The organism is Methylosinus sp. RM1 (assembly GCF_011378635.1).
In the GTDB taxonomy this organism is placed as follows: Bacteria; Pseudomonadota; Alphaproteobacteria; order Rhizobiales; family Beijerinckiaceae; genus Methylosinus; species Methylosinus sporium.
On the sequence record NZ_WOVC01000010.1, the window covers coordinates 113,930 to 136,691 of the forward strand.

Consider the following 22,762-nt stretch of genomic DNA (forward strand, 5'->3'; position numbering starts at 1 on the left):
CAGGTCGAGAGCGATAAGATAAACTAGCGAGAGGGGAGGGATTTCATATGAACGTCGCCCGCATACTCGCCCGCAAGGGGGCGGAGGTCGTCACCATCGCGCCAGGACGGACATTGCTGCAAGTGGCGGAGGAGCTGACCAGCCGCGGCATCGGCGCGCTCGTCGTCGTCGACGATGATGACGAGGTCGTCGGCCTCATCACCGAGCGCGATATCGTCGGCGCCATAGCGCGCCGTGGCGTCGAGGCGCTCTGCGACGAGGTCGCGCGCTTCATGACCGTCGATCCCATGTCGATCGGCGAGGATCATACGCTGGAAGCGACGATGGAGGCGATGACGGTGGAGCGCCGCCGTCATCTGCCGGTTCTGCGCGAGGGGCGTCTCGCGGGCCTCGTCTCGATCGGCGATGTGGTCAAATGCCGTATCGACGAGATCGAGTCCGAGCGCCAGGAGTTGCGCGCCTATATAGCGACGGCCTGAGAGCCGCTCCGCCAGGGTGACGCCGGAGCCGCTTTCGGCGGCTCACGGCGTCGCGCCGACCAGCGGTATATGGGCGAAGATGTTGGGCAGCGAGCGTTTCGTCGCCTCGTGGCCGAGCTCGATCAATTCCTCGGCGCGGTGGAAGTCGAACATGCCGACGTCCTCGTGGCGGGCGTGGATGGTGGCGTCCGGCGGATCGCCCGCCATGCGCGAGCGCAAGATGCGATCCTGAATGATGTTGAAGGCGTCGATCATCGAGGCCGCGACATTGGGCGCGGCGCCGGGGCGGCGCTGGAAATAGCGCGGCAGCAGATGCGCCGCGAGGCCCGGCTCCGAGGCGTCGACGAAAGGCGCGCTTTCTTTCGCGCGGCCGCCGGCGGCATGGGCGTGGTGGTCGTGGATCACATGGGAGCGATACATCGTATCGGCGGTGACATTGACCGCTATCACGAAATCGGCGCCCAGCGCCCGGCAGACTGTGATCGGAATCGGATTGACGAGCGCGCCGTCGAAGAGCCAGCGGTCGCCGATGCGCACCGGCTCGAAAATTCCGGGCAGAGCGTAGGAGGCGCGCACCGCCGGCGCCAGCGCGCCGCGCTTCAGCCAGACCTCGTGCCCCGTGCCGACCTCGGTGGCGACAGCGGCGAAGCGGAGCGGCAGATCCTCGATCGAAAGGTCGGTCAGCTCTTTCTCGAGCGCCGCGCGCAGGCGCTCGCCGCCGATGAGGCTCATGCCGGAAAAGGAGATATCCATGAAAGTGAAGACGCGCCTTTTGGTCATTGAGCGCGCGAAGGCTTCTACGGCGTCGAGCTTGCCGGCCGCGTAGCAGGCGCCGACCACGGCGCCGATGGAGGTGCCGGCGACCACATCGGGCACAATGCCATGCGCCGCCAATTCGCGCAGCACGCCGATATGCGACCAGCCGCGCGCCGCGCCGGCGCCGAGCGCGAGGCCGATCTTGGGCCGGGCGGTCGCGGGCGGGGGCGTCGGCTCGCGCGCGATGGGCGGCGCATCGACGCCGCCGCCGCCATCCGGCGCCCATCTGTCGAAGGGATTGCGAAAAAAGGCCGTCATCGCGCCTCTCCTGCTTCGCCGTCTCCGCCCGTCTTGGTTTTTCTTATATTGGGCGGAAGGCTGCGCGCATAAAGTAGCGGGGCGGTTAACGGCGCCGTCGCGGCGGCGAGGGGGCTGGATCGGCGGCTCGGCTCAGGCCGGCTCGGTTCCGAAGATCGACCAGCCCATGCGCCGCGCCAGCTTCTCCAGCGCGATGCGGCCGAGATGGGAGTTGCCATTGGCGTCGAGGCCCGGCGACCAAACCGCGATCGAGGCTCTGCCGGGCGCGACGGCCAATATGCCGCCGCCGACGCCGCTCTTGCCGGGCAGGCCGACGCGATAGGCGAATTCGCCGGAGCCGTCATAATGGCCGCAGGTCAGCATCAAGGCGTTGATGCGGCGGGCGCGCTCGGGCGAGACCACCGACGATCCGGTGGAGGGGATACGGCCGGAATGGGCGAGATAGCGCCCCGCCATCGCCAGCTGCCGGCAGGTCATGGCGATGGCGCAATGGTGGAAATAGACGCCGAGCGTGAAATCCACCGGATTGGCGATCACGCCGAAGGATTTCATATAATTGGCGAGCGCTATGTTGCGAAAGCCGGTGCGTTTCTCCGATTCCGCCACCGCCCGGTCGACATAGATCGTCTCGTCCTGGGCCAAAAATTGCAAAAAGCGCAAAATCTCGCCCAGCGCCTCGCGCGGCTGATGGCCGGACAGGATCACATCCGTCACCGCTATGGCGCCGGCGTTGATGAAGGGATTGCGCGGCACGCCGCGCTCGCGCTCCAGCTGCACGATGGAGTTGAACGGATTGCCGGAGGGCTCGCGGCCGACGCGCCGCCACAGAAGATCGCCGACCATGCCGAGCGCCAGCGTCAGCGTGAAGACCTTGGAGACGCTCTGAATCGAGAAAGGCGTGTCGGCGTCGCCGCCGGCGACGGCGTTTCCGTCGGCGTCGATGACGACAATGCCGAAAGCGCCCGGATCGACGCCCGCGAGCTCGGGAATATAGCTCGCGACCTCGCCGCGATCGGGCCGCGCCGCCATTTCGGCGGCGATTTCCTGCACGGCTGCTTCGAGTTCGGTCACGACTGCCTCACGAGCGCCCGAGCGGAAGACGTTCAGTCTCGGAAAACGAGGCGCGGGGTCGCGCCGCCTTCGACGCGGCGATAGAAGCAGGATTTTCGGCCCGTATGGCAGGACTTGCCGTCGCCGCCGGGCTCGACCGTCATCAGCAGCGCGTCCTGGTCGCAATCGACCTCGAGCGACACCACCTTCTGCACTTGGCCGGAGGTGTCGCCTTTGCGCCACAGGCTCTGCCGGGAGCGCGACCAATAATGGGCGATCCCGGTTTCCAGCGTCTTGGCGAGCGCCAGCTCGTTCATATAGGCGACCATGAGCACGTCCCTAGTCGCCGCCTCGACGGTGACGCAGACGATGAGCCCTTGGGCGTCATAGCGCGGCGCGAAGGCGAGTCCTTCCTCGAGCGCATGGGCCTCGGCCGGCGGCAGAGCGGACATGAAAGCGTCTCCCGAAAGGGGTTCAGCGGCCGCCGCGCAGCAGCGTGTAGAAATGCACCTGCTCGGCCGGATCGTCCCGGAACACGCCCGAGAACTGCACCGTCACCGTGGAGGAGCCCTGTTTCATCACGCCGCGCATGGACATGCACATATGCTCCGCCTCCACCAGCACGGCGACGCCGCGCGGCGTCAGATGCTGATTGATCGCGGTGGCGATCTGCGCCGTCATCGCCTCCTGCGTCTGCAACCTGCGGGCGTAGACGTCGACCAGCCGCGCCAGCTTGGAGAGGCCGACGACGCCGCCGGTCGGATAATAGGCGATATGCGCCTTTCCGACAAAGGGGACGACGTGATGCTCGCAATGCGAGAAAAACGGAATGTCGCGGACCAGCACGAGGTCGTCATAGCCCTCGACCTCCTCGAAGACGCGGGCCAGCTCCTCGCCGGCGTCCTCTTGATAGCCGCGGAAGAATTCCTCATAGGCCTTCACGACGCGGCGCGGCGTCTCCTTGAGGCCTTCGCGGTCGGGATTGTCGCCCGCCCAGCGCAGCAGCACGCGCACCGCCGCCTCCGCTTCCTCGCGGGTCGGACGTTGGACGGGCGTCTCGGCCGTCTCTTTACGGTCGAGCAAGGACTTAACCACGGCATCCATGTGGCGCCTCCAGAAAGACTACGGGCCCGACCACTTCGGGGAAGACGGCCGCTTTCAACGCGGCCTGCGGAATTATATACTCAGTGGAAGGAATCCACGTAACCCCCCCGCTAGCAACTTATCGGCCACAATGCTCGATCAAGTCTACAACCAGCGCATACTGGAGCTCGCCGCGCAGACGCCGCGCATCGGTCGTCTCGCCGCTCCAGATGCAAGCGCCACCGCCCATTCCAAGCTGTGCGGATCGACCGTGACGGTCGATCTCACCCTGTCGGATGGAAAAGTGGCGGATTTCGCACATGAGGTCAAAGCCTGCGCTCTCGGCCAGGCGGCCTCCTCGATCATGGCGCGCAACATTGTCGGCTCCACGCCGCAAGAGCTGCGCGACCTGCGCGAGACCGTCCGCAAGATGTTGAAGGAAAACGGCGCTCCACCCCAGGGAAAATGGGAGGACATCGCCGTTCTGGAGCCGGTGCGCGATTTCAAATCGCGTCACGCCTCGACGCTCCTGACCTTCGACGCCGTCGTGGACGCGATCGACCAGATCGAGAAGCGACAGGGCTGAGGGGGGCGCTTCGGCGTTCCCTCTGGCGCGGCGCGAGACGGCGCCGCTCGGGCCGGCTCGTCTCCGACGGGCCGGCGACGACGCGTTGCGCGCTTTTCATAGCGCCGCGGCCCAGATAAGGCGTCGGCGCGCGACGGCGCGCGCCATTGGAGAGTTCGAGTGCCGACGACCTATCTCCCGCGCGTCACTGCGGCCGATCACGAGCTTTTGCGTCACAGCGTCGATAATTATCCGGCCGACACTCACGACAAATGGCTTCGCCTCCAAGCGAAGGAAATCGCCAATTGGCGCGCGAGCGGCTGGGATGTCGTCATGATCGACGTCAGCGCCGAGGATTTCGCCCGCTATTGCCGCGAAACCCGAGCGAGCCCCAATTTCCACACCTTCCGCGCAATCGCCTCCGCCAAGGCGATCGGCAAATTCGCATGAGCGCCGCGCAATCCTCGAAGGACAAGCGATGATTATCTCCTCCGCGGCCGATTATCGCGAGGCCGCGCGGCGGCGCCTGCCGCGCTTTCTCTTCGACTATATAGACGGCGGCGCCGGCGCCGAGCGCACGCTCGCCGCCAATATGGCCGATCTCCAGAGCGTCGCTCTGCGCCAGCGCGTGATGCAGGGCGTCGCGAATGTCGATCTTTCCACTGAGTGGCTCGGCGTCGCGGCGGATTTGCCGGTGCTGATCGCGCCCATCGGCATGTCCGGCATGTTCGCGCGGCGCGGCGAGGTCCAGGGCGCGCGGGCGGCGGCGAAAAAGGGCGTGCCCTTCATTCTCTCCACCCTCTCCGTCTGCCCGCTGGAGGAGGTCGCCGCGGCGAGCGCGCGGCCGATCTGGCTGCAGCTCTATATGCTGAAAGATCGCGGCTTTATGGAGAATATGCTGGCGCGGGCGCGAGCGGCGGGGATAGAGCATCTCGTCTTCACCGTCGATCTGCCGGCGCTCGGAATTCGCTATCGCGACGCGCATTCCAGCATGGCCGGGCCATTCGCGCCGCAGCGGCGCCTGTTGCAGGCGCTGGCGAGGCCCGCCTGGGCCTATGATGTCGGCCTCATGGGCCGGCCGCATGATCTCGGCAATGTCGCGGCCTATCTCGGCGGCGCGATGAAGCAGAAGAATTATCTGCGCGACATCGCCGCCAATGTCGATCCGACGCTCGACTGGTCGACGCTGGATTGGGTGCGCGCGCGCTGGCCGGGCCGCATCATTCTGAAAGGCGTGCTGGACGAGGCCGACGCGCGCGACGCCGTTCGCTGCGGCGTGGAGGCGATCGTGGTCTCCAATCACGGCGGCCGCCAGCTCGACGGCGCGCCCTCCGTCGCGCGCATGTTGCCGCGCATCGCCGATGCGGTGGGCGACGATCTTCTGCTCCTCGCCGATTCCGGCGCCCGCTCCGGCCTCGACGTGTTGCGCCTGCTGGCGCTGGGCGCCAAGGGTGTGCTGCTCGGGCGCGCCTACGCCTATGCGCTGGCCGCGGCGGGCCAAGCGGGGGTGGAGAACGTGCTGGATATTTTCGCGGCGGAGCTGCGGGTGGGGATGATGTTGTGCGGGGTGGGGGAGGTGAGGGGCGTGGGGCGGGGGATTTTGGGGTGAGGGTTTTGCCTACGAGTTAAGAGGCCAATATCGGCAAAGAGGCCTGCCGAATGTCAGAGGTGAGATAAGTGACGTTGCCATAGTCGCCGTACATCTGTTGAAACGTTATCCATTGTTGGCATCAGCGCAGAACGAGAGACGCGTTCTCGACTTAGAATTTCCCCTAATTCACCCACATGATCATGAGAAAGGACAAGTTTTCGTAGGATTACCCTCCTGCAATTTGATTTCACAACAAGATCTTCTACTGCTGCGCGGGAGCCGTCGTTTTGCATGAAGAAAACGCCGGACGCGGCCACGGTAGTGAACAGTCCTGACTGCGCTGCTAAATACGGATTATCTCGCGCGGGCGTCCGTATAATTCTAAGCTGTGGATCGACGCGCGGAGCGCCAGTCAAGTGCGCGGGGAATTCGACGCCTTCAGTCTTAGCTTCAGATACGCGTTGCCGGTGAAGCGCCCAGACGGCAATATTTGATCCACGAATGGGCGAAGTTAAGTTTTCGATCGCGAAAAACGCGGCGGCGACTGGATCAAGCGTCCAATCGAGCAAGCGGGTCGGCAAGCCGTGATGCTGCGCCAAAGCGAGTATCGGAGGCAAGTCAAAATAATTGAGAAACTCGTCGCCTACCAGTGGATGTTCGGGATGCCAGAGCCAATTGGGGTTTTCTGCAGCGTCTGGCGGTAAGCCGATTGAGGGTGTCGATAGCCCTAAAGAGTCGCACCTCAGGACAAAATCCCATACTGGAAGGAGTTCAGCAGTGCACTCTATGGTGAGCGCTCTTTGAAGCACTTCATCCTTGGCGCCAAACGTCGTAGGATGTGATTGATAGTTTGACCATTGCCAACGTAACTCTTGCTTCGGTCTAATAGCATCGAATCGGCGTGTCGCTTCGTCTCGGCAAGCGTTGATTACCGTGTCGGACGTTCGCCATGCAGAGGGCAGCAATTGCCAGTTTTCGTTCGCATGGCCTCGAAAGACCCACGGAATTTGGCCGTTTTCCCACCAGTGGGTATGTGACCGACGAAGCGCAGATATGAAATCATTTGCGCTTTGTGCGTGCGCAACTTCGATTCCTGGAGCTTCCATTGTCCACACGATCTCGCCCATTTTCTTGCCTCAGTCAAAAGTCGTCTATTTTTGTTTATCGGCCGAAATTCAGCGGTGCCACTTTGTAAGGTTTGGAGGAATCCAATTTTCTAACTTTCAACAGTATCGGATATTGGCATCTTCCGCCCCTCCCCCTCGCCGCCCTTTCCCTCTAACCTCCCGCCATGACGGATGAGACGATTCGCATTCTCGGCATAGACCCGGGCCTTCGCAACACGGGCTGGGGGCTCGTCGAGGCGTCGCGCGGCTCGCGGCTCTCCTTTGTCGCTTGCGGCTCGTTGCATTCGGACGGCGACGCCTCCATGGGCGAGCGGCTCGCGCAATTGCAGCGCGGCCTCGCGCGCATCATCGCGGATTATGCGCCGCATGAGGCGGCGATCGAGGAGACTTTCGTCAATCGCGATCCGCAATCGGCGTTGAAGCTCGGACAGGCGCGCGGCGTCGCGCTGGCGGCGCCGGCGCTCGCCGGGCTCGAGGTGGAGGAATATGCCGCCAATGTCGTCAAAAAGACCGTGGTCGGCAATGGCCACGCCGATAAGGCGCAGATCGGCATGATGGTGCGCGTGCTGCTGCCGCTGAGCCGGGCCGAGAGCCCCGACGCCGCCGATGCGCTGGCCGTCGCCATCTGCCACGCCCATCATCGCGCCGGCCGCGTCGCCGCGCGCAAGCTCGCCGCGGGGGCGCGATGATCGGCTTTCGTTCGAGGAGCGAGCCTGAAGGCTCGCGGTCCGGCAACAATCACCCTCGCCCTCATGCTGAGGAGGTCGCGCAGCGACCGTCTCGAAGCACGAGGGCGAGATCCAGAAGGCGGCGCGTGACGCTTCCCTCGTCCTTCGAGACGCGGCCTGCGGCCGCTCCTCAGGATGAGGGAAGCTTCACCCCATCATCCGGTGGACGCATCGGATCGGCCTTCATCGCGGGGGCGAGATGATCGGCAAGCTCAAGGGAATCGTCGATTCCTATGGCGAGGATCACGTCATCATCGACGTGCATGGCGTCGGCTATGTGGTGAGCTGCTCGGCGCGCACGCTGCAAAAGCTCGCGCCCGTGGGCGAGGCGGCGGCGCTCTCCATTGAGACGCAGGTGCGCGAGGACGCCATACGCCTGTTCGGCTTTTCGTCGGAGGCCGAGCGCGACTGGTTCCGCCTGCTGCAGAGCGTGCAGGGGGTGGGCTCGAAAGTGGCGCTCGCCATTTTGTCCATTCTCTCGCCGGGCGAACTGGCCTCGGCCATTGCGGGGCAGGACAAGGCGATGGTGGCGCGCGCCTCCGGCGTCGGCCCCAAGCTGGCCGCGCGCATCGTCGCCGAGCTGAAGGACAAGGCCCCGGCCTTCGCCGGAATCGATCCGGTGGTGGCGCGGCTTTCCGGCGAGGAGCCGGCGGCGGCGCCCCAGGCCGCGCAGGACGCCATTTCGGCGCTGGTCAATCTCGGCTATGGGCGCCCGCAGGCGGCGGCGGCCGTCGCCAAGAGCCTCGAGGCGATGGGCGAGGGAGCGGATACGGGCGCGCTCATCCGCCGCGGGCTGAAGGAGCTGGCGGGCTGACGGGTGCGGTCACTCCCCGCTAATCATGTCCCGCGCTCGCGCTGGAGGGGCGCGGGCGCCGCTCCATTTGACACTCTCGGCCGGTTCGCGGCCTCGAGGGGTCCAAAATGTCACGAGCAGATTTGGGCGCGCGTCAGATCGGCGCGCTTTTTGTCGCCTTCTCGGCGCTCGTCTTCTTCACCATCGTCGTGCTGATGGAGCGCGCCTGCGCGGCGCCGCCCCCGGCCTATCGCATTCCGCTCTTCGCCCAATGCGGGCTCGAGGGGCTGACGCCGGAGCCGGGCGCGGAAAAGCTCGCCCTGCGCGAGACGAGGGAGGGGCGGTCGGCCGCTTTCCAGAGCTGGGCGGCCTCGGCGCGGCCGGTGACGCCCGCGCGGCTCGCCTTCGGCCCGCGGCTGGACGTTTTCCCGGCGGCGCTCTCCGCCGGGGTCGATCGCAAGGCGCGCTATTGTCCCTCGGGCGCGCGGATCTGAGCCGGGCTCAGGCCGCGGCTTTGCGCTCGAGCTCGCGCAGACAGGCGACGATGGCGCCGATGGAGGCGAAATTGCGGCGGCGCAGCATATGCTCGGGGAATTGGACGCCATAGGCGTTCTCGAGCGCGAGCATGATGCGCACCGCCGCGAAGGAGGTGAGGCCGAGCTCATAGAGGTCGGAATTGACGCCGAGTTCACGCGCCGGCGCCGACAGGCGTCCATGCTCGTCGATGGCTTGCCGAACGAGGTCGATCACTTTTACTCTCCGCTCCTTTGCCGCGCCGGGGGCGGTTGCGCCCCTTCGTCGCAGACCACGATCATTCGGCGACAATTCGACGCTATGATCGTGAATCCGACGCTAAGATCGCGGCGCCGGCATGAATGCGGCGTGAACCGGAGCGGCCTTTCGAATTGTAGAGGTTAGGAAATCCTTTCTTTCTCGGTAATTACTTATGGCCCATAGCGTGATCCGCCATTGCCGGGCGCGTTTCGGCCCTCTATGTTCTCCGGCATCGATTTTCGGCCGGCGACTTGCGCGCGCTTCGGAGACGGAGCCGCTGACGACCTCTCCCTGACATCGATCGACCCGGCCCCGCGCAGGCGGGCCTTCTCCTCTATGTTCGGAGAGACGAATGGCGACTGGAACGGTAAAGTGGTTCAACGCCCAGAAGGGCTATGGCTTCATTCAGCCCGACGGCGATGACAAGGACGTCTTCGTCCATATCAGCGCGGTGGAGCGCGCCGGCCTGCGCGACCTGCGCGAGGGCCAGAAGGTGAGCTTCGAGATCGCGCAGGACCGCCGCACCGGCAAGTCCTCGGCGGACCAGCTCAAGGCTCTCTGAGGCTTTCGGCGCTCTGAGGCTTTCGACAAGAGGGCCGCCGCATCGTGGCGGCCCTTTTGGTCATTTTCATCGTTTTCGCCTTTTTTGTCTCGTTCTTCGTTATTGTCTCGCGGCCGGCGCCTGCGCTACAGTCGCCTCATGCGCCTCGCGCCTTCGTCCCGATCTCTCGCCGCAATGCTCGCGGCTATGGTTGTCGCCGCGCCCGGCGTGCTCGCCGCAGGGGCGGAGCAGCAATTCATCGAGATTCCGGGCATAGGACGCATTCCAATTCCCTTGCCGCCCGGCGCGCGCGTGTTCTCGCCGCAGCGCCGTCCGGCGCCGCCGGTCGAGCCGGAGCCCGAGCGGGCGCCGCAATTCGCGCGCGATTCCCTCGACGATCTCATCCGCCGCCTGTCGCTCGCCGAGAGCGAGGAGGAGGAGGCCGCGCTCGCCCAGGCGATCGGCCGGCTGTGGGCGCGGTCGGGCTCGCCCACGGCCGATCTGTTGATGCGCCGCGCGCTCGCCGCCGTGAGCGTCGGCGGCGAATCTCTCGCGCTCGATCTCTTCGACCGCCTGGTCACGCTCGAGCCGCAATGGGCGGAGGCGCTGGTCGGCCGCGCCAGCGTCCGCATCGCGCTCGGCGATCTCGACGGCGCCGAGCGTGATCTCGAATCCGCCGTGCGACTGGAGCCGCGCCGTTTCGACGCGTTCGGAACGCTCGGCGCTCTACGGGAGCGCATCGGCGCGCCGGCGCGCGCGCTCGAGGCCTATCGCCGCGCCCGCGCGCTCGATCCGCGCCGCGAGGACTGGCGCAAGGCGGAGGAGCGCCTGCATTTCGAGGTCGAGGGCCGCGACATCTGAGCCGGCTCTGCGTTCTTTCGTCGAAACGAGGAGCGAATGAGATGGCGCCGGACGGATTTTCACATCGCGAGACTTTGAGCGCGGAGACGCTCGCCCAGCTCTTCACAGAGGCGCGCACCCATAATGGCTGGGTGGATCGGGACGTCCCGGATGCGCTGCTCCAGCAGGCGGTCCGGCTGGCGCTCTTCGGCCCGACCAGCGCCAATTGCCTGCCGGCGCGTTTCGTCTTCGTGCGCTCGGCGGCGGGCAAGGCGCGGCTGGCGCCGGCGCTCGCGCCCGGCAATCTCGACAAGACGCAGGCGGCGCCGGCGACAGCGATCGTCGCCCATGACATGCAATTCTACGAGCATTTGCCGCGCCTCTATCCGGCGACCGACGCGCGCGCCTGGTTCGTCGGCGACGTCCCGCTGATCGAGACGACGGCCTTTCGCAACGGCACGCTGCAAGGCGCTTACTTCCTGCTGGCGCTGCGGGCCGTGGGGCTCGACGCCGGACCGATGAGCGGCTTCGACAATGCGAAGGTGGACGCCGAATTCTTCCCCGGCGGGACGGTCAAATCGAATTTCCTGATCAACATCGGCTATGGCGATCCGGCGAAGCTCTATCCGAGGGGGCCGCGTTTCGCTTTCGAAGAGGTCGCCTCGATCGTTTAAACTCTCGAAGACGTTCCGCCTGCAGGCCGAGCGAATATTCGGATTTTTTACACTATAGGCGTCCGGCGGCGGCAACCATGCCGTGCGCGAAACTCGGCTCACGTCGCATGGGATCGGAACCCGCTCCCGTCATCGAAAATGCGGAGCAGAAACGAAAACGGCCGCGCTCATCGCGCGGCCGTGAATTCCAGCGGGCGGGCCGGAAGGCCCGAAACCTCAGCGGATCACGTAAGGCAGAAGGCCGAGGAAGCGGGCGCGCTTGATGGCCTGGGCCAGCTCGCGCTGCTTCTTGGCCGAGACGGCCGTGATGCGCGAGGGCACGATCTTGCCGCGCTCGGAGATGTAGCGCGAGAGCAGACGCGTGTCCTTATAGTCGATCTTCGGGGCGTTGGCGCCGGAGAAGGGGCAGGACTTGCGGCGGCGGAAGAAGGGGCGGCGGGCTGCAGCGCTCATCAGAAAGTCTCTCCTTCGGCGCGGGGTTCGTCACGGCGCGGGCGGCGGTCGCCACGGTCGCCTCTATCGCCACGGTCGGGGCGCGGGCCGCCGGGGCCGCGGCGGTCGCCGCGATCGTCGTCGTCACGCTTGCGCAGCTGGGCGGAGGGGCCTTCCTCCAGCGCCTCGACGCGCAGAGTGAGGAAGCGCAGAACGTCCTCACTGAGGCCCTGCTGACGCTCGACCTCGGCGAGGGCCGCCGGCGGGGCGTCGATGTTGAGAAGGGTGAAATGCGCCTTTCGGTTCTTCTTGATCCGATAGGCGAGGGACTTCACGCCCCAATATTCGGTTTTGGTCACCTTGCCGCCGAGCGAGGCGATGATGCCCTTGAACTGCGTCGTCAGCGCTTCCACCTGCTGGGGCGAAACGTCCTGGCGCGCAAGATAGATATGCTCGTAGAGAGCCATTCTCCTGCCTTTCCTCGTCGTCGCGAGCCCGCTCTCGGCGCAGAGCCCTTCGAGCCTTCAAAGGAAAGGCTCGATCGGGAAGTTCGAAGGCGGAGACACTGGAAGACGGGCGAACCCTGCCTGTGGCGGAGCCAAAGGCCTTCCGTTCAGCCCCCGGCCGGAAGCGTCGCGAAGCGCGCTTTATAGCGGCCTGGGCGCGGGATGCAAGTCGGCGCCGCCGGAACATTGCGATGGGCGCGCTCACCCCCGCGTCTCGTTCGCCCGATCGCCCTCCCCTTCCCATTTCGGCCGTATTTTCTCCCGACAAACGACTCCGACGTAAACGGCAGGGAGGCCGAAAGGAATGGTCTGCACCAAGACGCGCGCGACTTGCGCAATTTTTCTCGGCTTCGTCCTCGCGGGAGAGGCGAAGGCGGCCAATTTCCTGGATCGCGGCCCGGTCGCGGATTTCGTCAATAATTTCCGCCTGCAGTCCATTCCGAGCCAGGAGGTGGTGTGGAGTCATCCGCAATATAAGAAAGGCACGATCGTCGTCTCCACCAAGGAGCGGCGGCTCTATTATGTGCTCGGCCCCACGCGCGCGATCGAATATGGCGTCGGCGTCGGCCGCGAGGGCTTCACCTGGTCCGGCGTGAAAACGATCACCGCCAAGAAGGAATGGCCCGATTGGCGCCCGCCCGCCGCGATGCTGAAGCGCCGGCCGGACCTGCCCCGCCATATGGAGGGCGGCCAGGACAATCCGCTCGGCGCGAGAGCGCTCTATCTCGGCTCCAGCGAATATCGCATCCACGGCTCCAATGAGGGCGACACGATCGGCGAGGCCGTCTCCTCCGGCTGCATCCGCATGACCAATCGCGACGTCTCCGATCTCTATGATCGGGTGAAGGTCGGAACCCGCGTGGTCGTGCTGAAATGACAGGGACGCCCTTCTCGAGCTATTAACCCGCGCAGCCCTATCGTGGCGGCGACGGCGGCGGAGTTTCGAGGAAGAGGATCATGCGCAAGCTCTGCATTCTGGCGGGTCTCGTCGTCGCCTATGCGCTGCTCGCGGGTTGCGACAAATGCACCCATGAGCTGCAGGACATACGCCTGCCCCTGCCGCCGCAAGCCTGCGCGCGCTGAACGCTTTTTCTGCGGCCGCCTTTGCTCTATAGAGCGCCCTGACGCGGATCGGGGAAGGTGAGCGCGATGGCGGCTGGCCGTTTCGTCGAGATGAAGAAGCGCGGCGAGAAATTCGTCGTGCTGACAGCCTATGATGCGCCGACCGCCCGGCTCGAGGCGGAGGCGGGCGTCGATATCGTCATGGTCGGCGACAGCGTCGGCACAAATGTGCTGGGCTACGCCAGCGAGCGCGAGGTGACGCTGGACGATATGGCGCATCACATCGCCGCCGTGCGCCGCGGCGCGCCGGGCGTCTATCTCATCGGCGACCTCCCCTACGCCACCTATGACAGCGAGGCGCAAGCTCTCGCCAGCGCGGCGCGGCTCACGCAGGCCGGCGCCGATTGCGTGAAATTCGAAGGCGCGCAGCCTGACATCGTGCGCGCGCTGAAGCGCGAGGGCTATGAGGTGTGCTGCCACATCGGGCTCGAGTCGCAGCATCAGGAGGGCAAGCGCCGCCAGGGCAAGACCGCCGAAGCGGCGGCCAAGCTCCTCGCCGACGCGCTGGCGCTGGATGAAGCGGGCGCCGATTTCCTCGTTCTCGAGCTGATCCCGCGCGAACTGGCGGCGAAGATCACAGAGCGCCTGCGCGCGCCGACGATCGGCATAGGCGCGGGCGCCGATTGCGATGCGCAAGTGCTGGTCATGCATGATCTCGCTGCATTGGGAACGCGCGACTTCAAGCATAATCGCCGCTATGTGGAGCTGGGCGCGGCGCTGCGCGCGGCCGTCGCCGCTTATGCGCGCGATGTGCGCGAGGGGCGCTTTCCGGCCGAGGAGAATGGCTTCTCGCTGGAGGCGGCGGAACTCGCGGCTCTGGAAAAGATCATCGCATGAGCACGTCTCGCATCGGGCTTCTGCTCGTCAATCTCGGCACGCCGCAGGGCGCCGATTATTGGTCGGTGCGGCGCTATTTACGCGAGTTTCTGTCGGATCGGCGCGTCGTCGATGTGCCGCCCGTGCTGTGGCGTCCCATTCTCGAGAGTTTCGTGCTCACCTTTCGGCCGCGCCGCTCCGCGCGCGCCTATCGCTCCGTCTGGAACGAGGAGCGCGACGAAGGCCCGCTGAAGACCATCACGCGCGCGCAGACGGAAAAGCTCGGCGCTCGCTTCGGCGCACAAAATGTCCTCGTCGATTTCGCCATGCGCTACGCCGGGCCGTCCATCGGCGAAAAGATCGACGCGCTGCGCGCAAAGGGCTGCGAGCGCATCCTGATGTTTCCGCTCTATCCGCAATATGCCGCCTCGACGACCGCCTCCGTCGTGGACGAGGCCGCCCGCGCGCTGGCGCTGCTGCGCGAGCAACCGACATTGCGCATCGTCCCGCCCTTCTATGACGATCCCGCCTATATAGAAGCGCTCGCCGCCTCGACGCGCGCGCAGCTCGCTGCGCTGGATTTTACGCCGGATGTTCTGATCGCCTCTTTCCACGGCCTGCCGCAGGCGCAGATCGACCGCGGCGACCCCTATCGCCGCCATTGCGAGGCGACATACGATCGTCTGCGCGCCGCGCTCGGCATGTCGACGCAGCATTTGCGCCTCGCCTTTCAATCGCGCTTCGGCCGCGCGCAATGGATCGGCCCCTATACGGCGAATGTGCTGCAGGAGCTGGCGCAGAGCGGCGTGAAGCGCGTCGCCGTGCTGACGCCGGGCTTCGTCTCCGATTGTCTGGAAACGCTCGAGGAGATCGGCGTCGAGCTGCGTCATTCCTATCTCGCCGAAGGCGGCGAAAATTTCGCGCGGCTCGATTGCCTCAATGACAGCGAGGACGGCCTGCGCGCGCTGGAGACGATCGCGCGACGGGAGCTGTCGGGCTGGCTGTGACGCGCCTCGGGCGCGTCGAAAGCGCGGCCGCCGCAGGGTTATCGGTGAACGAGACGCGCGTCCAACCCCACCCCGGACCGCTTCGCGGTCCGACCTCCCCCCTGCTTCTGTCGTTCGCCCGGACCGCCGCTATTCCTGCGGAGCGCGGGCGGTGATCGTCAGGGCGTGAACGCGGGTCGCCAGTTCCTCGGCGAGGAGCGTGTTGACGATGCGATGGCGCTCCACGAGCTTCTTGCCGGCGAATGCCTCGCTCACCACCTCGACCCGAAAATGGCTTTCGCCATCTTGATGATGGCCGCCATGCCCGGCGTGCTTGTCGGACTCGTCGATCACCTTCAAGGCGAGGGGCGCGAGCCCTTCGGTCAGCTTCGAACGGATGCGGGCCTGGACGGCGCCGATATTGCCTTGCTCGGCCATGATGGACTCCTTCTCGTCGCCGAGGCCCAAGCAAAATTCCCGCCGAGTGAAATTGGCGACGGGTTCCGCTTGCAGCCTGCGTCCAGTCTACCATAATGCAGCGCCATGGATTTGAATTCGCCCCTCTTCGATCGCATACGCGTCAAGCCCGAGCAGAGGCAGGAGCGCCGCGAGACTCGTTTTCGCTGCGACGCCCCCGGCTGCGAGGCGGCGGGGGAATATCGCGCGCCCATGGGCCGGCTGCGCGAGGGGCAATATTTCTGCTTCTGCCTGGAGCACGTGCGGGAATATAATAATTCCTACAATTACTTCAACGGAATGAGCGACGAGGCCGTCGCCCGCTATCTGAAGGACGACGCCACCACCGGCCATCGCCCCACCTGGTCCATGGGCGTGAAGCGCGGCCAGGCCTCCTTCCGCGAGGACCCGCTGCGACCCGACAATTTCGCCGATCCGATGGGCCTCTACCGGCAGAGGGCGCATCGCGCCCGGCCGCAGGCCGAGGCGAGCCCGCGCTTTTCGGCGGTGACGATCAAGGCGCTGAATGCTCTCGGTCTCGATGAGACCGCCGGTGCGGAGGCGATAAAGACGCGCTATAAGGAGCTCGTCAAACGTCACCATCCCGACGCCAATGGCGGAGATCGCTCCTGCGAGGAAAGACTGCGGGAGATCATTCACGCATATAAGACGTTGCGGGCCGCCAAGCTCGTTTGAACAAGCGTTTGACCAGGCCTTGCCGGCGCGAATGTCGCGAGCGCGCGTCGGCGAAACGGAGGATCAATGTCAACCCCAAGCGACAAAGCGGCCGGGTCCGCGCCCCTGCCGGACCTAAAAGTTTCCGTGCGCCAGCTGTTCGGCATCGACTCCGATCTCGAGGTTCCCGCCTATTCCGAGCGGACCGAGCATGTCCCGGACAAGGATCCCGACTATCTCTTCGACCGCGAGACGACGCTCGCCATTCTCGCCGGTTTCGCCCGCAACCGCCGCGTGATGGTCACGGGCTATCACGGCACCGGCAAATCGACGCATATCGAGCAGGTGGCCGCGCGGCTCAACTGGCCCTGCGTGCGCGTCAATCTCGACAGCCATGTCTCGCGCATCGATCTCGTCGGCAAGGACGCGATCGTGCTGAAGGACGGCAAGCAAGTGACGGAGTTCCGCGACGGCATTCTGCCCTGGGCGCTCCAGCACAATATCGCGCTCTGCTTCGACGAATATGACGCCGGCCGCCCGGATGTGATGTTCGTCATTCAGCGCGTGCTGGAAGTCTCCGGCCGGCTGACGCTGCTCGATCAGAACCGCGTCATTCGTCCGCATCCCGCCTTCCGCCTCTTCGCCACCGCCAATACGGTCGGCCTCGGCGACACATCCGGCCTCTATCACGGCACGCAGCAGATCAATCAGGGCCAGATGGACCGCTGGTCCATCGTCTCGACGCTCAATTATCTGCCGCATGACGCCGAGACCAATATCGTGCTCGCCAAGGTGAAGAGCTTCAATGCGACCAAGGAAGGCCGCGACGCCATCAATAAAATGGTGCGCGTCGCCGATTTGAGCCGCAACGCCTTCATGTCCGGCGATCTCTCGACGGTGATGAGCCCGCGCACGGTCATCACCTGGGCGGAGAATTCCGAGATTTTCGGCGATGTCGGCTTCGCCTTTAGGCTCACATTCCTGAACAAATGCGACGAGCTCGAGCGCCCGCTCGTCGCCGAGTTCTACCAGCGCTGCTTCGGCAAGGAATTGCCCGAGAGCGCGGTGAATGTGGTGATGTCCTGAGCCCTTGAGTGAAATGCGACCGGACGAGCCTATAGACGGCTTATTCACCCTCCCCTTCAGGGGGAGGGTCGGCCGGCGATAGCCGGACGGGGTGGGGTGCACCCCCACCCGAGCGCTTTCAGCGCTCGACCTCCCCCCTCGAGGGAGATGTGGAAGCGCCTTTTCCGGCGCGCGTCTCTCTCACCCGATCGTTCAGCAAATCCGGCCGCCTCGCGCGCGTCAGCTCGAGCGCGCGCTCATGGCGCCAGCGTGCGATCTTGGCGTGATCGCCGCAGAGCAGAATGTCGGGAATGGCGCGGCTCTCGAAATCGCGTGGCCGCGTGTATTGCGGATATTCGAGCAGACCGCTCTCGAAGCTTTCCTCCTCGCCCGAGGCCGACTCGCCCATTATGCCCGGCAATAGCCGCACGCAGGCGTCGACGAGCGCCATGGCCGCGATCTCGCCGCCCGACAGCACATAATCGCCGATCGAGACTTCCTCCAGCGCGCGCGCCTCGATGATGCGCTCGTCCACGCCCTCGAAGCGTCCGCACAGGATGATCGCGCCCTCCCCTTCGACCAGCGCGCGCACGCGGCTCTGCGTCAACGGCGCGCCGCGCGGGCTCATCAGCAGACGCGGCCGCGTATCGCCTGCCGGCGCAGCGGCGTCGATCGCCGCGGCGAGAACATCGGCGCGCATCACCATGCCGGGGCCGCCGCCGGCGGGCGTGTCATCGACGGCGCGATGACGGCCGAGGCCATGCTCGCGAATATTGCGCGCCTCGAGCGACCAGAGCCCGCGCGAAAGCCCGTCGCCCGCGAGCGACAGGCCGAGCGGGCCGGGGAACATTTCCGGGAAGAGTGTGAGGATCGTCGCGCGCCACATGGGGCGGGTTATGGCATGGGCGCGCGGGGCGGGAAAGGCGAGGCGCTTTCGCCAGCGGTTCTCCGGCGCTAAAGTTGGTCGACTCCATTCGCCACCCCGAAAATTTTCCGCTCGTGGCGCAGCCTCCGCGATGAGGCCCGCGCAGGATTGAACGACAATGGATTTCTTGCAGCTCACCGTCACAGGAAAAATCTGGAGATATCCCGGAAAAGGCGGCTGGTTCTTCGTCTCGCTGAGCGAGGCGGATTCGCGCGTGTTGAAAGAGGAAAAGCGCATCGAGCGGACCGGCTATGGCTATGTGCCGGTCACCGCGACGCTCGGCTCCACCGTCTGGACGACGACCTTGTTCCCTCGAAGGAAGGCCCCTATCTGCTGGCGATCAAGGCCGATGTGCGCGCCAAGGAACGCGTCGGCGTCGGCGACGAGGTCACAGTCGATTGTCGCGTCGCGCTTTCGAAATCGGCGCTAGACGTCTTCCCCTGAAGGCGCGTCGCCCTCGATCTGGAGCGGCGGCTCCACCACCACGCGGCCGCCGGCCACATCGACGATAGGGACCACGGCTTTGGTGAAGGGGAAGAGCAGCGTCTCGCCGCCGGCGGGCGGGCGCACTTCCAACAGATCGCCCGCGCCGAAATTGCGCACGGCGATCACCACGCCGAGCGTCTCGCCGGCGGGCGTTTCCGCGCGCAGACCTTCGAGATCGGCGAGATAGAATTCGTCTTCCTCCGGCTCCGGCAGCGCCGCGCGCGGAAGATAGAGCTCGACGCCGGTCAGCGCCGTCGCAGCCTCGCGGTCGCGCACGCCCTCGAGACGCGCGACGAACATGTCTTTGCCGACCGGCCGCAGCGAGGCGATGACGAAACGGCGCGCGCCGCCGGCGTCGAACAAGGGACCGTAAGTGGAGATCGCCGAAGGATCGGCGGTGAAGCTCTGCAGGCGGATTTCGCCGCGCACGCCATGCGCGGCGCCGAGCCGGCCGAGGAGAACGGCGTTCTTCATGGAATAGCGAGCCTGAAGGCTCGCCGCGCGAGCGAAGCGCTCCAGAGGCCGCCGCGCGGCCCCAGGTCGCTTCGCTTCGCTCGCGAGGACGGCGTCATCAGGCCGAGGCGGCCTCGGCTGCGGCGGCCGCAGCGGCGGCGCGCTCCTGCGCCTTCTTCTTCGGCTGGGCCTTCTGCGGATTGCTGCGCGTCTCGCGCTTGCCGACGCCGACGCTCTCGAGCAGACGGGCGACGCGATCGGTCGCCTGCGCGCCCTTGGCGATCCACTCCTTCGCCTTCTCGGCGTCGAGCACCAGACGATCGGCGGCGTCCTTCGGCTTCAACGGATCGAACGTGCCGAGACGCTCGATGAAGCGGCCGTCGCGGGGCGAGCGCGAATCGGCGACGACGACGCGATAGAAGGGACGCTTCTTGGCGCCGCCGCGGGAAAGTCTGATCTTCAGGGACATTTGGTTCTTCCTTTGTGAGAGCGAATAGCGAGTAGCGAGTAGCGAATTGAGGAAGGCGAGCTATTCGCTACTCCCTATTCGCTATTCGCCCCTTCATTTCTTCTTCCCGAACGGATTGAGCCCGCTCAGGAAACCTCCGCCGCCGCCGAGGCCCGGAAGCGTCGGCTTGGCGGAGAATGCGGAAGCCGGCGGCGCAGCGGGAATGCTGGGTCCGGCGCCGGGCGACAGGGCGCCGCCCATTTTCTTCTGCAATTGCGCGAGCTGCTCGGGCGAAGGCGCCTGCATCCCGCCCATGCCCATCATCTGCGCGGCCTTGGCCATCATGCCGCCGCCCTTGCCGCCGCCCATGGCTTTCATCATGTCGGCCATCTGGCGGTGCTGCTTCAGCAGCTTGTTGATGTCCTCCACCTTCGCGCCGGAGCCCGCCGATATGCGGCGCTTGCGCGAGGCTTTGAGAATGTCGGGATTGCGCCGCTCCTTGGGCGTCATCGACAGAATGATCGCGCGCTGGCGCTTGAACATCTTGTCGTCGATGTTGGCGGAGGCGATCTGCTCCTTCATCTTGGCGACGCCGGGGAGCAGCCCCATTATGCCGCCGAAGCCGCCGACCTTCTCCATCATGGCGAGCTGATCGGCCAAATCCTGCAGATCGAACTTGCCTTTCGCCATGCGCTCGGCGGCGCGCTGCGCTTGCTCCTGATCGACGGCGGCGGCGGCTTTCTCCACCAGCGCGACGATATCGCCCATGCCGAGAATGCGATTGGCGATGCGCTGCGGCGAGAATTCGTCGAGCGCATCCATCTTCTCGCCGGTGGCGATCAGCTTGATCGGCTTGCCGGTGACGGCGCGCATGGAGAGCGCCGCGCCGCCGCGGCCATCGCCATCGACGCGCGTCAGCACAATGCCGGTGAGGCCGACGCGATCGTCGAAATTCTTGGCGAGATTGACCGCGTCCTGACCGGTCAGCGCATCGACGACGAGCAATATCTCATGCGGCTTGGAGACGGCCTTGATCTGCGCCATCTCCTCCATCAGCGGCTCGTCTATGTGCGTGCGGCCCGCCGTGTCGAGCAGCACCACATCATAGCCTTCGCGCCGCGCCGTCTCCTCGGCGCGCTTGGCGATCTTCACCGGGTCCTGGCCCGGCACGATCGACAGAGTGTCGACCTCCACCTGCCGGCCGAGAATCGCGAGCTGCTCCTGGGCGGCCGGGCGCTTGACGTCCAGCGAGGCCATCAGCACGCGCTTGCCGTGGCGCTCTTTCAGGCGCTTGGCGATTTTGGCGGCGGTCGTCGTCTTGCCGGCGCCCTGCAGACCGACCAGCATGATGGCGACGGGCGGCGCGGCGTCGAGATCGATCGGCTGCGCGGTCGAGCCCAGAGTCTCCACCAGCACGTCATTGACGATCTTGACGACCATCTGGCCGGGCGAGACCGACTTCACCACATTGGCGCCGACGGCCTTGGCCTGCACGCTGTCGGTGAATGTGCGCACGACATCGAGCGCGACATCCGCCTCGAGCAGAGCGCGGCGCACCTCGCGCAGAGCCTCGGCGACATCGGCCTCCGAAAGGGCGCCGCGCCGCGTGAGCTTGTCGAATATGCCGGAGAGCTTGTCGGAAAGGCCCTCGAACATGCGGTTCTCCCAGGGAGCGAGTAGCGAATAGGGAGTAGCGAGTAGAGCCGAAGCTCGATCTCTTCGCTACTGCCTATTCGCCACGCGCCCGTCCAAAGCAAAGCGCGCCCGGGGGCGCTCAGCGCTGCCGGACGTTGGCCCTACGCCTCTGGGGCGAATGGGCGGGTCATAGGTCATCTCTGACGAGATTGGCGCGTTTTTAGGCGCTGGGGGCCGGGAAGTCAACGCGGCGCGTGGCGGCCGATCGAGGACCGGCGCCCCACCCTCCCCTTCAGGGGGAGGGTCGGCCGGCGAAGCCGGACGGGGTGGGGTGCAACGCCCCAGACTCGGGGGTTCACCCCCTCCCGATCGCCTTCGGCGCTCGACCTCCCCCCTCGAGGGGGAGATGGAAACGCCTCTTCCAGCAACAAATCTCGGTCCAACCCCGCTCCACCCTCCCCTTCAGGGGGAGGGTCGGCCGGCGAAGCCGGACGGGGTGGGGTGCAACGGCAAAGACTCGGGGAGGCACCCCCTCCCGATCGCCTTCGGCGCTCGACCTCCCCCCTCGAGGGGGAGGTGGAAACGCCCTTCCCGTTTATCCCATGCGCGACGGCGACGAAATAGGATTATCATCCTCCCACGCCGAAGCGCCCGGCGCCTCGCGGCGGCGGGGGAGGAAGGGCGGTTCGGGACGCTCCGGCCCCTTTCGGCCGCAGCGCGAAGAGATGTTCGTCGGTTCCGGAGCGTCCCGAAACGCGGCTTTGCCTTCTCGTCGACGTCCCGAGGCGCATTCGGACCCGCGAATCCTGGGCTTTCGCATTCAAGATCCGATCGCTTCCGAAGGCTTGGGCTCACGGAACGGCTCTCGCTCTTCCCTGTGGACGGGAGAGAAACACCGGTCCGGCGACGCGCCGCCTGTCCAGGGACGGGGGTCGCCGTCCCGGATGGAGCCGGCCCCCGCCCGCGTTCCCTGACCCGAGAAACGCGCCCTTGCGTCGGCGGGAGCGAGGGCAGATATAGGAATATTTTCAGCGTGTGTCAAGGGGCGGCGGTGGGGCCGGCTTCGGACGCGAAGCCGTCGACTTTCGATCGTATCTTTTGCATGCCCCAATCTATTGAAACTGGAGGCGGCGCGCCGACTTGCAAAAATCTTGAATTCTGCACTGAGCAAAACACTGCGCGCCGGGAATGAGCCGGGAGGTGCTAGCTAGAGACCGATTATCGGTTCCTGGCTTTGCGGTCGAAAAGATTGGACATCCCGCCTGTGTCGCCCAGTTATTTCGCCTCGGCATTCCCGAAAGCCAGCCAGTTTATAACTGTCTCGTAGGATCGTGTCCCAGAGCGTGGTGTAGCTGGATCGAGGCCGACACCGGGATTTCCGGCTATGGCCGGAATGGTCAGGCGGTCACGGCGGACAGCTTGACGATCGGATCATCGC

General features: G+C 65.7%; 29 protein-coding genes and 1 pseudogene. 17 read left to right on the forward strand and 13 right to left on the reverse strand.

All coding sequences use genetic code 11. The annotated features are described in order from the left end of the window. The first annotated feature begins 47 nt into the window (after positions 1-47). Positions 48-479: a CBS domain-containing protein gene (locus FMZ75_RS09540; RefSeq protein ID WP_166142447.1), complete on the forward strand. Its 432-nt coding sequence runs from the start codon at positions 48-50 to the stop codon at positions 477-479. Between the two features lie 42 nt (positions 480-521). Here the strand turns inward: FMZ75_RS09540 and FMZ75_RS09545 are convergent, their stop codons facing one another. From FMZ75_RS09545 to folE, 4 genes are all read right to left on the reverse strand, one after another. After that, positions 522-1,553, reverse strand: a complete 1,032-nt coding sequence (locus FMZ75_RS09545) for a patatin-like phospholipase family protein (RefSeq protein WP_142861309.1) — start codon at positions 1,551-1,553, stop codon at positions 522-524. 132 nt (positions 1,554-1,685) lie between these two features. Then, a complete protein-coding gene (locus tag FMZ75_RS09550; protein WP_166142449.1) occupies positions 1,686-2,624 on the reverse strand; it encodes a glutaminase in 939 nt (312 codons plus the stop codon). Between the two features lie 32 nt (positions 2,625-2,656). After that, positions 2,657-3,055: a phosphoribosyl-AMP cyclohydrolase gene (gene hisI, locus FMZ75_RS09555; protein ID WP_108918626.1), complete on the reverse strand. Its 399-nt coding sequence runs from the start codon at positions 3,053-3,055 to the stop codon at positions 2,657-2,659. Between the two features lie 22 nt (positions 3,056-3,077). Then, positions 3,078-3,707 carry a GTP cyclohydrolase I FolE gene (gene folE / locus FMZ75_RS09560; protein ID WP_108918625.1) on the reverse strand — a complete coding sequence of 210 codons (630 nt, stop codon included), beginning with the start codon at positions 3,705-3,707 and terminating at the stop codon, positions 3,078-3,080. Positions 3,708-3,837: 130 nt separating this feature from the next. Between folE and FMZ75_RS09565 the strand changes: the two genes are divergently transcribed. The 3 genes from FMZ75_RS09565 to FMZ75_RS09575 all read left to right on the forward strand — a co-directional run bounded on the left by FMZ75_RS09565 (position 3,838) and on the right by FMZ75_RS09575 (position 5,860). Then, a complete protein-coding gene (locus FMZ75_RS09565) occupies positions 3,838-4,272 on the forward strand; it encodes an iron-sulfur cluster assembly scaffold protein (RefSeq protein ID WP_108918624.1) in 435 nt (144 codons plus the stop codon). Positions 4,273-4,431: 159 nt separating this feature from the next. After that, positions 4,432-4,701, forward strand: a complete 270-nt coding sequence (locus tag FMZ75_RS09570) for a cobalamin B12-binding domain-containing protein (RefSeq protein ID WP_166142451.1) — start codon at positions 4,432-4,434, stop codon at positions 4,699-4,701. Positions 4,702-4,729: 28 nt separating this feature from the next. Continuing rightward, positions 4,730-5,860 (forward strand): L-lactate dehydrogenase, encoded by a 1,131-nt coding sequence (locus FMZ75_RS09575; protein WP_166142453.1) that lies wholly within the window; start codon positions 4,730-4,732, stop codon positions 5,858-5,860. Between the two features lie 53 nt (positions 5,861-5,913). Here FMZ75_RS09575 and FMZ75_RS09580 read toward each other — a convergent pair whose 3' ends face one another. Beyond that, positions 5,914-6,969 carry an FRG domain-containing protein gene (locus FMZ75_RS09580; protein WP_246728877.1) on the reverse strand — a complete coding sequence of 352 codons (1,056 nt, stop codon included), beginning with the start codon at positions 6,967-6,969 and terminating at the stop codon, positions 5,914-5,916. Between the two features lie 164 nt (positions 6,970-7,133). Between FMZ75_RS09580 and ruvC the strand changes: the two genes are divergently transcribed. From ruvC to FMZ75_RS09595, 3 genes are all read left to right on the forward strand, one after another. Beyond that, the gene (gene ruvC / locus FMZ75_RS09585) at positions 7,134-7,658 is read left to right on the forward strand and encodes a crossover junction endodeoxyribonuclease RuvC (RefSeq protein ID WP_166142455.1); all 525 of its coding nucleotides are present in this window, start codon (positions 7,134-7,136) and stop codon (positions 7,656-7,658) included. 238 nt (positions 7,659-7,896) lie between these two features. After that, positions 7,897-8,511 (forward strand): Holliday junction branch migration protein RuvA, encoded by a 615-nt coding sequence (ruvA, locus tag FMZ75_RS09590; RefSeq protein WP_166142457.1) that lies wholly within the window; start codon positions 7,897-7,899, stop codon positions 8,509-8,511. A gap of 107 nt (positions 8,512-8,618) precedes the next feature. Further along, complete coding sequence (locus FMZ75_RS09595) at positions 8,619-8,984, forward strand: hypothetical protein (RefSeq protein WP_166142459.1); 366 nt, start codon at positions 8,619-8,621, stop codon at positions 8,982-8,984. A 7-nt stretch (positions 8,985-8,991) separates the two neighbouring features. Here FMZ75_RS09595 and FMZ75_RS09600 read toward each other — a convergent pair whose 3' ends face one another. Beyond that, positions 8,992-9,240 (reverse strand): acyl carrier protein, encoded by a 249-nt coding sequence (locus FMZ75_RS09600; RefSeq protein WP_142861320.1) that lies wholly within the window; start codon positions 9,238-9,240, stop codon positions 8,992-8,994. Positions 9,241-9,616: 376 nt separating this feature from the next. Between FMZ75_RS09600 and FMZ75_RS09605 the strand changes: the two genes are divergently transcribed. The 3 genes from FMZ75_RS09605 (at position 9,617) to FMZ75_RS09615 (ending at position 11,319) form a co-directional block, all read left to right on the forward strand. After that, positions 9,617-9,826, forward strand: a complete 210-nt coding sequence (locus FMZ75_RS09605; protein ID WP_018264633.1) for a cold-shock protein — start codon at positions 9,617-9,619, stop codon at positions 9,824-9,826. 174 nt (positions 9,827-10,000) lie between these two features. Next, on the forward strand, positions 10,001-10,666 hold the full coding sequence (locus tag FMZ75_RS09610) for a M48 family metallopeptidase (RefSeq protein WP_246728878.1): 666 nt from the start codon (positions 10,001-10,003) through the stop codon (positions 10,664-10,666). A 41-nt stretch (positions 10,667-10,707) separates the two neighbouring features. Further along, a complete protein-coding gene (locus tag FMZ75_RS09615; protein ID WP_166142463.1) occupies positions 10,708-11,319 on the forward strand; it encodes a malonic semialdehyde reductase in 612 nt (203 codons plus the stop codon). A 216-nt stretch (positions 11,320-11,535) separates the two neighbouring features. Here the strand turns inward: FMZ75_RS09615 and rpsR are convergent, their stop codons facing one another. Together rpsR and rpsF are read right to left on the reverse strand one after the other, a co-directional pair. Continuing rightward, complete coding sequence (gene rpsR, locus FMZ75_RS09620; RefSeq protein WP_018266677.1) at positions 11,536-11,772, reverse strand: 30S ribosomal protein S18; 237 nt, start codon at positions 11,770-11,772, stop codon at positions 11,536-11,538. Next, complete coding sequence (gene rpsF, locus FMZ75_RS09625; RefSeq protein WP_108918546.1) at positions 11,772-12,218, reverse strand: 30S ribosomal protein S6; 447 nt, start codon at positions 12,216-12,218, stop codon at positions 11,772-11,774. Before rpsF ends, rpsR begins: the two co-directional genes overlap by 1 nt. 343 nt (positions 12,219-12,561) lie before the next feature. Here rpsF and FMZ75_RS09630 point away from each other — a divergent pair, with 343 nt between their 5' ends. The 4 genes from FMZ75_RS09630 (at position 12,562) to hemH (ending at position 15,202) form a co-directional block, all read left to right on the forward strand. Then, positions 12,562-13,134 (forward strand): L,D-transpeptidase, encoded by a 573-nt coding sequence (locus tag FMZ75_RS09630; RefSeq protein WP_166142465.1) that lies wholly within the window; start codon positions 12,562-12,564, stop codon positions 13,132-13,134. A gap of 80 nt (positions 13,135-13,214) precedes the next feature. Continuing rightward, positions 13,215-13,340, forward strand: coding sequence for a hypothetical protein (locus tag FMZ75_RS21900; RefSeq protein WP_255461795.1), 126 nt, complete (start codon positions 13,215-13,217; stop codon positions 13,338-13,340). 66 nt (positions 13,341-13,406) lie between these two features. Beyond that, positions 13,407-14,216: a 3-methyl-2-oxobutanoate hydroxymethyltransferase gene (gene panB, locus FMZ75_RS09635; RefSeq protein WP_166142467.1), complete on the forward strand. Its 810-nt coding sequence runs from the start codon at positions 13,407-13,409 to the stop codon at positions 14,214-14,216. Beyond that, a complete protein-coding gene (hemH, locus tag FMZ75_RS09640; protein ID WP_166142469.1) occupies positions 14,213-15,202 on the forward strand; it encodes a ferrochelatase in 990 nt (329 codons plus the stop codon). Before panB ends, hemH begins: the two co-directional genes overlap by 4 nt. Before the next feature lie 129 nt (positions 15,203-15,331). Here hemH and FMZ75_RS09645 read toward each other — a convergent pair whose 3' ends face one another. Further along, a complete protein-coding gene (locus tag FMZ75_RS09645; protein WP_108918550.1) occupies positions 15,332-15,619 on the reverse strand; it encodes a BolA family transcriptional regulator in 288 nt (95 codons plus the stop codon). A 105-nt stretch (positions 15,620-15,724) separates the two neighbouring features. Here FMZ75_RS09645 and FMZ75_RS09650 point away from each other — a divergent pair, with 105 nt between their 5' ends. Further along, entirely contained in the window at positions 15,725-16,333 is a 609-nt protein-coding gene (locus tag FMZ75_RS09650; protein WP_166142471.1) for a J domain-containing protein, read from the forward strand. 66 nt (positions 16,334-16,399) lie between these two features. Continuing rightward, positions 16,400-17,398: a cobaltochelatase subunit CobS gene (cobS, locus tag FMZ75_RS09655; protein WP_018267775.1), complete on the forward strand. Its 999-nt coding sequence runs from the start codon at positions 16,400-16,402 to the stop codon at positions 17,396-17,398. 118 nt (positions 17,399-17,516) lie between these two features. Here the strand turns inward: cobS and trmD are convergent, their stop codons facing one another. Continuing rightward, the gene (gene trmD / locus FMZ75_RS09660) at positions 17,517-18,263 is read right to left on the reverse strand and encodes a tRNA (guanosine(37)-N1)-methyltransferase TrmD (RefSeq protein WP_166142473.1); all 747 of its coding nucleotides are present in this window, start codon (positions 18,261-18,263) and stop codon (positions 17,517-17,519) included. A 157-nt stretch (positions 18,264-18,420) separates the two neighbouring features. On the opposite strand from trmD, the pseudogene FMZ75_RS22125 reads away from it, so the two are divergent. After that, positions 18,421-18,746 (forward strand): annotated as a pseudogene (locus FMZ75_RS22125) (DUF1905 domain-containing protein). Here FMZ75_RS22125 and rimM read toward each other — a convergent pair. The 3 genes from rimM to ffh all read right to left on the reverse strand — a co-directional run bounded on the left by rimM (position 18,729) and on the right by ffh (position 21,345). Then, on the reverse strand, positions 18,729-19,262 hold the full coding sequence (gene rimM, locus FMZ75_RS09670; protein ID WP_166142477.1) for a ribosome maturation factor RimM: 534 nt from the start codon (positions 19,260-19,262) through the stop codon (positions 18,729-18,731). The pseudogene FMZ75_RS22125 and the gene rimM sit on opposite strands and share 18 nt — an antisense overlap. A 97-nt stretch (positions 19,263-19,359) precedes the next feature. After that, a complete protein-coding gene (gene rpsP, locus FMZ75_RS09675) occupies positions 19,360-19,710 on the reverse strand; it encodes a 30S ribosomal protein S16 (RefSeq protein WP_108918556.1) in 351 nt (116 codons plus the stop codon). 93 nt (positions 19,711-19,803) lie between these two features. Continuing rightward, complete coding sequence (gene ffh / locus FMZ75_RS09680) at positions 19,804-21,345, reverse strand: signal recognition particle protein (RefSeq protein ID WP_166142479.1); 1,542 nt, start codon at positions 21,343-21,345, stop codon at positions 19,804-19,806. Positions 21,346-22,762 lie beyond the last annotated feature (1,417 nt).